10 protein-coding genes and 2 pseudogenes are annotated in these 11,224 nt (G+C 67.8%); 8 read left to right on the top strand and 4 right to left on the bottom strand.

The window, feature by feature from the left end; genetic code table 11:
• The coding region (locus AB0D85_RS51915; protein ID WP_362338621.1) for a hypothetical protein at nt 1-209 on the bottom strand (209 nt) is incomplete at its 3' end.
• Between the two features lie 188 nt (nt 210-397).
• Entirely contained in the window at nt 398-1,765 is a 1,368-nt protein-coding gene (locus tag AB0D85_RS51910) for an NAD(P)-binding domain-containing protein (protein ID WP_362338618.1), read from the bottom strand.
• Between the two features lie 196 nt (nt 1,766-1,961).
• Here AB0D85_RS51910 and AB0D85_RS51905 point away from each other — a divergent pair, with 196 nt between their 5' ends.
• The 7 genes from AB0D85_RS51905 (at nt 1,962) to AB0D85_RS51875 (ending at nt 8,386) form a co-directional block, all read left to right on the top strand.
• Nucleotides 1,962-2,873 (top strand): LysR family transcriptional regulator, encoded by a 912-nt coding sequence (locus AB0D85_RS51905; RefSeq protein WP_362338615.1) that lies wholly within the window; start codon nt 1,962-1,964, stop codon nt 2,871-2,873.
• 381 nt (nt 2,874-3,254) lie between these two features.
• On the top strand, nt 3,255-4,055 hold the full coding sequence (locus AB0D85_RS51900; protein ID WP_362338613.1) for an amino acid ABC transporter ATP-binding protein: 801 nt from the start codon (nt 3,255-3,257) through the stop codon (nt 4,053-4,055).
• Between the two features lie 5 nt (nt 4,056-4,060).
• Nucleotides 4,061-4,696 (top strand): amino acid ABC transporter permease, encoded by a 636-nt coding sequence (locus AB0D85_RS51895; RefSeq protein ID WP_362338624.1) that lies wholly within the window; start codon nt 4,061-4,063, stop codon nt 4,694-4,696.
• Entirely contained in the window at nt 4,696-5,349 is a 654-nt protein-coding gene (locus AB0D85_RS51890) for an amino acid ABC transporter permease (protein ID WP_362338611.1), read from the top strand. The genes AB0D85_RS51895 and AB0D85_RS51890 overlap by 1 nt, the downstream gene beginning before the upstream one ends.
• Before the next feature lie 65 nt (nt 5,350-5,414).
• Nucleotides 5,415-6,281 (top strand): ABC transporter substrate-binding protein, encoded by an 867-nt coding sequence (locus AB0D85_RS51885; protein WP_362338608.1) that lies wholly within the window; start codon nt 5,415-5,417, stop codon nt 6,279-6,281.
• Nucleotides 6,282-6,393: 112 nt separating this feature from the next.
• On the top strand, nt 6,394-7,554 hold the full coding sequence (locus AB0D85_RS51880; RefSeq protein ID WP_362338605.1) for an FAD-dependent oxidoreductase: 1,161 nt from the start codon (nt 6,394-6,396) through the stop codon (nt 7,552-7,554).
• 79 nt (nt 7,555-7,633) lie between these two features.
• Nucleotides 7,634-8,386: a glucose 1-dehydrogenase gene (locus tag AB0D85_RS51875; RefSeq protein WP_362338602.1), complete on the top strand. Its 753-nt coding sequence runs from the start codon at nt 7,634-7,636 to the stop codon at nt 8,384-8,386.
• A 333-nt stretch (nt 8,387-8,719) separates the two neighbouring features.
• On the opposite strand, the gene AB0D85_RS51870 is transcribed toward AB0D85_RS51875, so the two are convergent.
• Both AB0D85_RS51870 and AB0D85_RS51865 read right to left on the bottom strand, forming a co-directional pair.
• Nucleotides 8,720-9,043 carry a hypothetical protein gene (locus AB0D85_RS51870; protein WP_362338599.1) on the bottom strand — a complete coding sequence of 108 codons (324 nt, stop codon included), beginning with the start codon at nt 9,041-9,043 and terminating at the stop codon, nt 8,720-8,722.
• 62 nt (nt 9,044-9,105) lie between these two features.
• Nucleotides 9,106-10,103, bottom strand: a pseudogene (locus tag AB0D85_RS51865) (transposase); the annotation flags it as partial.
• Between the two features lie 565 nt (nt 10,104-10,668).
• On the opposite strand from AB0D85_RS51865, the pseudogene AB0D85_RS51860 reads away from it, so the two are divergent.
• A pseudogene (locus AB0D85_RS51860) lies at nt 10,669-11,117 on the top strand (ATP-binding protein); the annotation flags it as partial.
• Nucleotides 11,118-11,224: the final 107 nt, after the last annotated feature.

The raw sequence follows: 11,224 nt of genomic DNA, 5'->3' as shown, positions 1-11,224 counted from the left end.
GAGGCGGTGCGCAGCAGGCGGTCCTTGGGGTGGAGTGGCGAGGCGGTCGTCATGCCCCCATCGTAGGGAAAGACCATTCGTTCTGGTCGCCTCCCCCTGCCGGTCGCCTCCTCAGCGACGGCAACTGGCGCCGACAGACGTGGTGGCCTGCGGTAGACGGCGCCCACTACTTCGACGGTGACGGCGAGCAGTAGCTGGAGGTTCAGCATCTCCTCGGCTACGAGAGCTTCCAGACCCAGTCGGAGACGAACGGCGTCGACTTCTGCTGCGCGGCCGACACAGCGGGCAGGTGACGCCCGCGTCGGCGCCGGATCGCACGGTCAGGGTTTTGCGCCGTCTGACGCCACGCATGCCCTTGCCGGTGCGGCAGGTTGCTGAAGCGGTCGCACGGGCTGGTTCAGGGCTCGTCCGGTACGTTCATGCGCTGCGCATCCCCCGGGCCTCGGGTGACGGGCCGGACGACCGCGGTGGGGCGGCCGATGCCGCGGGACACCGGTGCGGTCTCCAGCGCGCTGAGCAGTCGTTCGGTGTCGGCGATCTGGTCGTCCCAGACCGCGCGCACGACATCGATACGCAGTTCCGGCTGTTGCAGGTTCGCGAAGTAGTTCGTCAACGCCAGCCCCTGCGGGCCCGCTTCGGTGTGCAGGGCGATCATCCGGGCGACGAGCCTGGCCTGGACGCCGTAGACAGGGATCTGTGGTCCACGGGGTGCGATCAGGCCGATGAAGTACAGCTTCTCCGCTCCGGAGGGCAGGATCCCGCCGGAGTATCGCACTGGCACCCCGGAACGCCAGGCGATCCGGTCGTCGGCGAGGAACGGAAGCGACACGTCGAACCCGGTGGCGTAGACGATCGAGTCGTAGTCCCGTGAGGTGCCGTCGGCGAAGTGGACCGTGTTGCCCTCGAAGCGGTCCACGCCGGGCCGGATGCCGATACGGCCGTGATGGACCCAGTACAGCAGGAGATCGTTGACGGTGGTCGGGCCGTCGGCGAGCGTCGCCGCTTCCGGCACCGGCATGCCTGGGTAGTTCTCGGGCTCGCCGATGGAGACACGGGCGAGCAGGCGGTTGATCAGGTCCTGTTCGGCGGGGCTGTACTGGGCGAGATGGGGAACCTGCGCCCGGGGCACACCGAAGTACGCCTTGGCCTGGAAGTGTCGGCCCTTGCGGATGACGACGTCGACCTCGAGACGGTGCTGCGCCACGTCCACGGCGATGTCGCACCCGGAGTTGCCGGCGCCGACGACGAGCACCCGACTCCCGGCGAGATCACCGATGTTGCTGTACTCGCACGAGTGCAACTGCGTGCCGGCGAAGTCGCCGGGCACCGCCGGCACATGCGGGCTCCACAGATGTCCGTTGGCGATCAGGACACCGTCGAACACACCCTCGTCACCGCGCGTGGTCCGTACACGCCAGCCGGCCGAGCCGACCGGCCCCGTGCCGCAGGGCTCGGGAGTGACGGCGAGGACCTCGGTGTCGAAGGTGATCAGGCCGTAGTGGCCGTGGTGGCGGGCGTACGACTCGATGTAGGCGCGCACCTGGTCGCGGCGTGGGAAGTGCGGGTAGTCGTCGGGCATCGGGAAGTCCTCGAACGTCGTCATGTCGCGCGAGGTGATCAAGTGGAGGGCGTCGTAGTCAGTGTGCCAGTGGCCACCGACCCGGTCGGTCTTCTCGAAGCACGTGACCTCGTAGCCGGCCTTGAGCAGCTGCTGGAGCGCTGACAGGCCCGCGGCACCGGCACCGACAACGCAGTATCGGGGCATTCCGCCTCCTTGGGCTCGACGGACTTCGCGGCGCTTCGAGGGCACCGGGTCGGTGGACCGACGTCTTGGCTGCTCCTCCGCCATGTGTTCAGGAAAGAGTCTGCTCAGCGCCCCATACCCTGGTCCATGGCATGATGGCGAGAATTGCCAAAGGTCTCCCCTTGAGCAAGAGCCCCGGTCGGTCCAGGAGGTCGTGATGGCGACGTCGGTCACGCTGCAACAGCTGCAGTACTTCCTCTCCGCCGTGCAGCACGGGTCGCTCTCGGCTGCGGCGGAGGCCCACTACATCGCCCAGCCCAGCCTGTCCGAGCAGATTCGCCGGCTGGAGAGCCAGCTCGGGGTGAGTCTTTTCATCCGGACCAATCGCAGGCTCATCCTCACCGATGCCGCGCGGACCCTGGTTCCCTACGCCGAGCGCACGATCATGGCCGCCGAGGAGGCCGTGGCCGCGGTGGACCCGGTGCGCAACCTCACCGGTGGCACGGTCACCTTCGGCACCTTCAGCAGCGCCCATTACTTCCTGCACGCCGACCTGGTGACGAACTTCCGCGCGCTTCACCCGCAGGTGCGCGTGTGCCTCGCGGGCATGAACTCCGTGCAGGTGGCGGACGGCGTGCGCGACGGCGACCTCGACGCCGGCCTGGTCGCCCTGCCGGTGGACGACCGCGGCCTCGACGTCAGTCCCGTCGTCTTCGAGATGGAGGCCGTCTACCTCTCGCGCAGTCGCAGCCGTGTCCGCGGTCCGCTCAGCATCGAACAGGTCGCCGAGGCCGACCTCGTCCTGACGGAGGCGCATCTGGGAGACATGGACCCGACTCGCCGACAGCTGGTGACGAGGGCCCAGAACGCCGGTGTCGCGCTGCGACCGGTGGTGGAGGTGGAGTCCCCGGCCGCGGCACTGGAACTCGCCGCGCGCGGCGTCGCGGACACCGTCATCTCGTTGCCGCTGGCACGCGCGCTGGGAGCGACGCGGACGCTGCACTGGGCGTCACTCGATCCGCCGCTCGCGGAGACCTTCGCGTTCGTCACCCGTCGTGACGCCACGCTGCTTCCGGCGACCGAGATCCTCATTCGGCTCGCGCGGGAGATCCTCACCCGCCTCACCTGAGTCGGCCGACGTCCGCCGCGCGGTTACGGCGATGTAAGTTCCCGCCCGATTGTGTGACGGCTCCGCAGCTCCGGATGGGTTCCTCACGACCCACGAAACCGGCCCTGAACTGCGCAAGCGCTCCTTCATGTGTGCGCTGCGCACGGTCTGCTCCAGGGAAAACCTCTGACTGCTCTCGCAAACAACGGCTTCACCCGGAGGCGGGGCCTGCCAACACTGTCGTCAACCCGAACGCACCGATAGGACAGTATTCGCGAATCGGGCATGGTTGGCATTTTTCATTGTGTGTCGGATAAGGCTCAGAGCCCGAATCGAACATCACCCGAATGCACGCCCCGATATCGACGCAATCGGTATCCATGCACGGACAGGAGCGGACCGATGGCCTTCAGTTTCGGCGCGCGAACCCCACGAACATCACCACTACCGCAAAGCGGGGGTGTGCACGTGTCCGGGCTCCACAAGTCGTTCGGCACTCAGACCGTGCTGAAGGACGTCGACCTCGACATGGCCGCGGGCGAGGTGGTGTCGATCATCGGGCCTTCGGGCGCGGGGAAGAGCACCTTCCTGCGATGTCTGAACTACCTCGAAGTGCCGACCGCGGGGACCATCGAGATCGGCGGTGTACGAGTCGACGCAAGCCGGAAACGCCCCGACGGCGCCTGCCTCGATCAGCTGCGCAAGGTGACCGGGATGGTCTTCCAGAGCTTCAACCTCTTCCCCCACCTCACCGTGCTGGAGAACATCACGCTGCCGCAGCGCAAGGCGCTCGGGCGTGGCAAGGACGAGGCGGTCGAGGTCGCCAACACGCTGCTCAAGCGCGTCGGCCTGATCGAGAAGGCCGGCACGCATCCGTCCCGGCTGTCCGGAGGGCAGCAGCAGCGCATCGCCATCGCCCGCGCGCTCGCGCTGTCGCCGAAGGTGATGCTCTTCGACGAGCCGACCTCCGCCCTGGATCCCGAACTGGGACTGGAGGTGCTCGCCGTCATGCGGGACCTGGCCGAGGACGGCATGACGATGATCGTCGTCACGCACGAGATGCACTTCGCCCGCGACGTCTCGAACCGCGTGATGGTCATGGCCGACGGCGGGGTGCTGGAGATCGGGCCGAGCGAGCAGATCATGACGGCCCCGACCCACGAACGCACCAGGAAGTTCCTGAGGGCGGTGCTGGACCGGTGAGTGCGATGCTGAGCCAGATCGCGTCCGGGATCGGTTCGACCCTGCTGGTCACCGGCCAGTCGCTGCTCTTCGGCGCCCTCCTCGGGCTTCCTCTGGTGGCCGCACGCAGGTCGCGGTACGCGGTGCTGCGCACCGTGGCCACCACCTACATCAACTTGGTGCGCGCGATTCCGCCCATCACCTGGCTCTTCCTCATCTACTTCGGACTTCCGCAGTACGCCCTGATGGTCGACCCGATGACCGCCGCCGTCATCGGCTTCTCGGTCATCTCCTCGGGCTACCTGGCGGAGGCGTACCGCTCCGGTCTGCTCAGTATCTCCGCCGGGCAGTGGGAGGCCGCCACCGCGCTGGGACTCGGCTTCATGGCCCGCAGCCGCTACATCATCGGGCCGCAGGCTTTTCGCGTGACGCTGCCGATCGTCGTCGCCTTCACCATCGGACTGCTGAAGGACTCGGCCCTCGCGTCGACCATCGGCGTTCACGACATGACGTACCAGGCCAACATGGCGGCCAAGGAGGCCCACAACGGTCTGCAGGCGTTCTGCGTCGCGGGCGCTCTCTACATCGCGATGAGCCTGCCGCTCGCGGTCGTCACCCGCCGCGTCGACCGGGCGATGCGACTCAAGGTGGAGGTGGTCTGATGTCGTTCGTCGCCCAGTGGGCCGACTGGCTGCCCGATCTCGCTCCCGGACTGCTGACCAGTGTCCAACTCACCGCGCTGTGCCTGCTGTTCGGCATGCCGCTCGGGCTGCTGCTGGCGCTGATGATCGAGAGTCCGGTGCTGCCGCTGCGGTGGGGCGCGTTCCTCGCCATCGAGGTCGGCCGTGGTGCCCCCGCACTCGTACTGCTGTACCTGTTCTACTTCGGCCTGCCCGAAGCCGGCCTGACGCTCGCCGCGTTCACCACCGCGGTGATCTCGCTGTCCTGGACCACCGGAGCCTACGCGAGCGAGCTGTTCAGGGCCGGTCTCGCCGCGGTGCCGCGAGGGCAGAAGGAAGCGGCACTGACCACAGGACTGCGCGGCTGGAGCGGCTTCCGCCACATCGTCCTGCCCCAGGCCCTGCGCATCTCCACCCCGCCGCTCGCCAGTCTGGCGGTCACCATCTTCCAGGCCAGTTCCCTCGCCTTCGTGGTCTCCGTGCCGGAACTGATGTCCAAGGCGTACGCCCTGAGTTCGCTGACCTTCGAGTACCTGAGCGTCTTCTGCCTGACCGCCGTGCTCTACGCGGCCATCACGCTCGTCGCCCTCGGATTCGTCCGGATCGCCGAACGCAGGCTGAGCCGGCACCTGTGAACGCCCCCTCATCCTCAGCGGCTCCCGGCGCCGAGGACGCGGGCCCTCTGAAAGGAAAGACCATCATGAAGCACCTCCCCCGTCGCTCCCGCACCACCGTCCTCGCCGGCGGCGCGGTCGCCCTCACCCTCGTCCTCGCCGGCTGCGGCGGAAGTTCGACCACCTCCTCCGTGTCGTCGAACTGCACCCCGAAGCAGACGTTCAGCACCGTCAAGAAGGGGACCCTGACGGTCGCCACCTACGACTTCAACCCGCACACCATCCTCAAGGGCGACCAGCTGTCCGGCGTCGAGGGCGACCTGCTCAAGGAGGTCGCCGCCCGGGAGTGTCTGACCCTGGCCGTCTCCTCGGCCGGCGGCGCCAACGCCGCGGTCCCCTCGGTACAGTCCGGGCGAGCCGATCTTGCCGCGGGCGACTGGTGGCGTACCAAGGCGAGAGCCAAGATCGTGACGCTGAGCGACCCGGTCTACCTCGACCAGGGCGCCATCATCTCCAAGGCCGGCTACAAGAACCTTGCCGCGCTCGACGGCAAGAAGATCGGCTCCGTCGTGGGCAACCTGTGGAACGACGAGATGACCAAGGTGTTCGGTGACAAGTTCGTCATCTACCAGGACGGCGAGTCCGAGTTCAGCGACCTCGCGAACGGACGTATAGACGCCGTGATCGACAGCGTCGGCGCCACCGTGGCCCGCTTCAAGACCAGCCCGATCAAGGGCGCTCAGATCGTCTCCATGCCGGCCGACCCCCGGGTGCCCACCTCGGCCGCACCCGGTCAGGTCAACTGGCCCACCAGCAAGAAGAACCCCGAACTCACCGCCGCGATCAACGCACAGATCACCGCCCTCCGTGCCGACGGCACCATCGCCAAGATCCTCAAGAAGTACGGCCTCGACGCCAAGGCCGCCGTGGTCGGCAACCCGCGCGAACTCTGATCGCCGCCCCGGTACCCGGGCTCGCTCACCGCATGTGCCGGTGACCGAGCGAGCCCGGTGGCCGGGAGGGAAACGCGACCTCGGACCCTCGGAACCAGTCGGAGACAAGAGCGTGGAAGAGTTCATAGTCATCGGGGCGGGGCTCGCCGGAGCGTCCACCGCCTGGCACCTGTCCGCACGAGGACACCAGGTCACCGTGCTGGAACGCGCCGAACCCGGCAACCCGCTGGCCAGTTCGCACGGATCGGCCCGCATCTTCAGGTACGCCTACCCGAATCCGCTGTACACCGGCCTCGTCGTCCGTGCCCGGCGCGGGTGGGACGAACTGGAGCGGGTCAGCGGGGCCGAGCTGCTCACCGAAGTCGGGTCGGTCGACCACGGAGACCTGCGCGATCCGTACCGGCTCGCGGCCGGGCTGGCCGCACACGACATCGAGCACGACATACTCACCGCCGCAGAGGCGAGCGAGCGGTGGCCATATCTGCGGTTCGACACGGACGTGCTCTGGCACCCCGGAGCCGGCGTTCTCGACGCCATCGGGAGCGTGCAGGCCATGCTCCGGGTCGCCGAAGCCACTGGAAACGCCAGGGTTCTCACCGGCTGGCCCGTCCATCGTATGGAACCCGTGGCCGGGGGGTACCGCGTGCACACGGCGGACGGACGCACCCTCGACGGCGCCCACGTAGTGGTGACCGCCGGCGGCTGGCTGCCCACGCTGCTCGGCGAACTGTCCCTGCCCGCAGCGTTTCTCGATCGCTTCCCGCCCTTCGAGATCAGACAGGAGCAGGTGTTCCACTTCCCCTACCGGGATCTGTCGGCGGACGGAGAGCCCGAGACGGTGTGGCCGAGCTTCATCTACAAGGGCTCCGACATCCAGACGTACGGTCTCCCCGGCGGGCGGGACGCCCAGTACCGAGGCCACAAGGTCGCCGAGTACAAGGGCGGGCCGGTGATTCCCACCGCGGACGATCACCACAAGGGCGTGATCGAGCCGGGCGGCCGCGCGCGGATCGTCGACTTCGTGTCCCGCCTCGTGCCCGGAGTCGAACCGGAGTCGTACGCCGAGGCCACCTGCCTCTTCACCCTGACCCCGTCCGAGGACTTCGTGTTCGACCGTGTCGACGGCATCACCGTCGTGTCGCCGTGCTCCGGCCACGGTGCCAAGTTCGCACCGCTCCTAGGCGAACTCGCGGCCGACCTCGCGACCGGCGCCGGCGATGTCCCCGCCGAGTTCCGGCTGGCCGCCCACGCCGCAGCTGCTGCGGGCCGATAGGGCGGCCGAGCCAACCATTCCGTTGACCGTTGCTCACCGTCGGCTCCTGCCGGCGGCCCACATGTGGAGGACCACCACCATGACCACTTCCGTTGCCCACCGACTCAGCGGCCGGGTTGCGCTCATCACCGGCGGAGCACGTGGCCAGGGTGCCGCGCACGCCCGCCGACTGGCGTCCGAAGGAGCCACCGTCGTCATCGCGGACGTGCTGGACGAGGTAGGCGCCCAGACGGAAAAGGAACTGCAGGAGGCCGGATACGACGTGACCTACGTCCACCTCGACGTCTCCGACGAGACGTCCTGGCAGGACGCGTACGCCCTGCTCGACGGTCGCCACGGACGTCTGGACATCCTCGTCAACAACGCCGGCATCATCCACGAGACCACCCTCGCCGAGGAGAGCCTGGCGGCCTGGAACAGGCTCATGGCGGTCAACCTGACGGGCGCGTTCCTCGGCATCCACACGATGATCCCGCTGCTGCGCAACGGTGACCGGCCCGTCGTGGTCAACACCTCGTCCGTGTACGGGCCGTCCGGGGCGATCGGGTACGCCGCCTACGGGGCGAGCAAGTCCGGCATGCTCGGGCTGACCCGTACGGCCGCGCTGGAGCTCGCCGCCGACGGAATCCGGGTGAACGCCCTGGTCCCCGGCGGGGTCAACTCGGCGATGAACGAGCACGAGCCGGACAGCGGTGTCCTGCGCGAGACGCCGCTCGGGCGCCGCGCCGCCCCCGACGAACTCGCCGCCGCCGTCGCCTTCCTGGTCAGCGACGACGCGAGCTTCGTCACCGGCACCGAACTCGTCGTCGACGGAGGTTTCCGCACCCGCTGATCGACGGGGGAGCGGCAGACGGGCGCCCGGCTCCCACGCCGCAGACCCGGGAGGGAACGTGTCGTGGGTGCCGTCCGGCGCGGACGGCCGCTGACCCTGCTGACCGATGTGGGCAGGGCGTGCAGGGACCCAGGAAGTGCCCAGAAGGAACGTAGCTTGTCGACACGGCGCCAGGAGGCCAGCTCCAGACCCCTGGATGTGCAGGTCGATCAGCTTGGGCAAGCCCCGGGAGACCTCATCGGCATGGTCTGTGCCCAGTTCGCCGACGACGACCTCATCACCACGTCCCATCGGACGACCTCGTCGACGCTCCGTCATAGCCACCGCAGGGCTCTAAGGCGTCAAGTCCTCGTTGGTGGGTCCGTGGATTCCCCAGCGGTTCCAGAGCGTGTGATGCCAGACATCTGCGTCGGGACCCGGGCGTGTCACCGGCGGCAGCGGTCCTGGACTGGTCTCGATCAGGTGCACTAGCGACCAGGCAACGCCGTAGCAGTCGTCGAGGCTGAAGCAGGCAGCCAGAGCATGCGCCGCGTCGGGTGTGACGGGTGCGGGGATGGCTTCGAGCTGTCTGAATCGACGGTCGACGATCTCCTCCTCGTCGGTGTCCCAGTCGGGGAGGGGGCCGTCTGTGACGAACGCCTGAACCTCGGGTCTCATCTGCGAATGATCGAATGATGTGGGTGACCTGAGCAAGGTGCGTTGGCGTGGTCAGGCGGCAGGGCGGCGGCGTGCCAGTCTGCGTGGTTGTCGCGGCGCCTGCGGTAGTGGGCCTTGGCGCCTGGTGAGGCGGTGATCGCGGAGGAGGCCCACAGGTAGCCGGCATGGCTGAGGCGGTCGTCTTACACCTACCGTCGGGTGATGCTCGACTTCTTGCCGGAAGCCCGGGTGATGGGCGAGGCGTCGGCGTATGCCTTCGGGCCGCGGGCGTCGGCGAACCTGGTGCGGTCGTCTCCGATCTCGGCGAGCACCCGGGCGCCGAGCTGGATGCCGAGTCCGGGGAAGCTGAGGATGATTTCAGCGTCCGGGTGCTGAGGGAAAGCGTCCTCCACTGCCTCCGCCAGATTGTCGGCCGCGGCGCAGGCGGCCTTCAGCTGGCCCAGGAGTGCGAGCATCTGCTTGCCGAGCGCGTCCTCGACCAGCGGTGGCTGGCGGGCCCAGTCGGCGCGAAAGATCTCCCGCAGCCGTTTGGCCTCTGCTTCGATGCCGCCTTGGCGTCCGACACGTTTGAGTGCGGCCTGCGCCTGCGTGCGTGTCAGCCGTGATGCCTGAGCTGATGTCGGGGCCGCCTTGAGGAGTTCGTGCGCCTCTCGGCGACACAGACCGTTCTTCCAGGGCTCGAAGGCGGTCTGCGCGGAGGGGTCTTGCGCAAGAGGGAGCGGAGCTGGTTGGAGATCTGCTGCCGGTTCCACGTCGCGTCCTGCTGAGCCCTGGCGAACACCGCGAGGGCCCGAGCCAGGTCGCTGTCCTGCGGCAGCGGTCGGTGAGCGTGCATGTCGGTGCGCAGGATGTTGGCCAGGACCAGGGCGTCTCCGGAGTCGGACTTCTTACGGGAGACGGAGTGTCGGTCGCGGTAGCGGGTGGCGGCCATCGGGTTGATGGCGAAGACCTGCCGACTGTCCGTCCGTAGCACGGCGACGAGCAGGCCGCGTGAGGTCTCGATCGCGACTGGGATCGGAACCTCCTCTGTGCCGCCGTATTCGGCGAGCAGGTCCAGAAGAATCTTCCGTCATGCCATTCCTGCTTCTCACAAGCTCATGCCGTCCACGCAGCGACCTAATCCCAAGACTCTGCCCTTTGGCTGGTCCGCCACCTCAGCGGCTGTTCGCGGCACCAGCTCATCCCACGGGCCTTGGTATCTGCGGGAACTCGGTCCGCTTGGGCTTCACAAGAGGTCACCGTGGAACGGGCTCGCACCACCAACTCCAACGAGTTGTCTTCCGAGAGGTGTTGACGCCCGGCGGTGCTGGACGGCGCCGATCTTTCGGGACGCATCGCGTGCCAGGAGGGATGTCAAACGTCCGTCCAGCGCCAGCGGGCATCAACACTCCTGGGTTGTAAGACCAGTGGTGACCGCTGCGGAGGCACCGGACACCGCCGCTCTATGACTGGGCCTCAGCCTGGCCGGCGTGCTACAGGGCATACGTCCGGCGCCCGCGCAGCTGCCACTACCGCGAGTGCGGGGATCGCGCGCCGCTCTATGCGGAGGTCTCAGCAGACCCGGTTCGCCGGAGGCGTCGCAACCCTCTCCTCCAACACCCCCAGAAGCTTGCGCTTCATCGAGACTGCGCACGTTCGAGTTCGACGCGAACCCCGCCATCCACCGGGCTGCGATCCACACCCTTGCTTCCTGCGAGTGGGTTCGCAAGGGGCTGCCGTTGTGTCTGATCGGCGACAGCGGGACCGGCAAGTCGCACCTGCTGATCGCGCTGGGCACCGAGGCCGCGATGGCGGGCTTCCGGGTCAAGTACGTGCTGGTGACCAAGCTGGTCAACGAGTTCGTCGAAGCTGCCGACGAGAAGGTGTTGACCAAGACGATCGCCCGTTACGGACGGGTCGATCTTCTCTGCATTGACGAGCTGGGCTACATGGAGCTTGACCGGCGCGGAGCCGAACTGTTGTTCCAGGTTCTGACCGAGCGCGAGGAAACGGCGGCAACATCATCGAGACCGGCAGCGACTCCTATCGCCTGGCCCACACCAAAGCCCGCCAACAGGCCACCACAGCCTCATAATCGGCCACTCCCGGGGCGCCCCTATAGGCCGACGACCGAGCATGCATCATGATCGGAAACCGGCGGCGCACGAAGCGGGGGAAGATGATGGCAGCTCCAGCAGAAGC

Source organism: Streptomyces sp. NPDC048277 (assembly GCF_040652235.1).
Lineage (GTDB): Bacteria > Actinomycetota > Actinomycetes > Streptomycetales > Streptomycetaceae > Streptomyces.
The sequence above is the reverse complement of the archived record's forward strand: the minus strand, read 5'-3'. Positions and strand labels throughout refer to the sequence as shown.

Coding starts and splice junctions, on each gene's coding strand:
- AB0D85_RS51910 (WP_362338618.1), bottom strand. CDS start 1,765: ATGCCCCGATACTGCGTTGTCGGTGCCGGTGCCGCGGGCCTGTCAGCG.
- AB0D85_RS51905 (WP_362338615.1), top strand. CDS start 1,962: ATGGCGACGTCGGTCACGCTGCAACAGCTGCAGTACTTCCTCTCCGCC.
- AB0D85_RS51900 (WP_362338613.1), top strand. CDS start 3,255: ATGGCCTTCAGTTTCGGCGCGCGAACCCCACGAACATCACCACTACCG.
- AB0D85_RS51895 (WP_362338624.1), top strand. CDS start 4,061: ATGCTGAGCCAGATCGCGTCCGGGATCGGTTCGACCCTGCTGGTCACC.
- AB0D85_RS51890 (WP_362338611.1), top strand. CDS start 4,696: ATGTCGTTCGTCGCCCAGTGGGCCGACTGGCTGCCCGATCTCGCTCCC.
- AB0D85_RS51885 (WP_362338608.1), top strand. CDS start 5,415: ATGAAGCACCTCCCCCGTCGCTCCCGCACCACCGTCCTCGCCGGCGGC.
- AB0D85_RS51875 (WP_362338602.1), top strand. CDS start 7,634: ATGACCACTTCCGTTGCCCACCGACTCAGCGGCCGGGTTGCGCTCATC.
- AB0D85_RS51870 (WP_362338599.1), bottom strand. CDS start 9,043: ATGAGACCCGAGGTTCAGGCGTTCGTCACAGACGGCCCCCTCCCCGAC.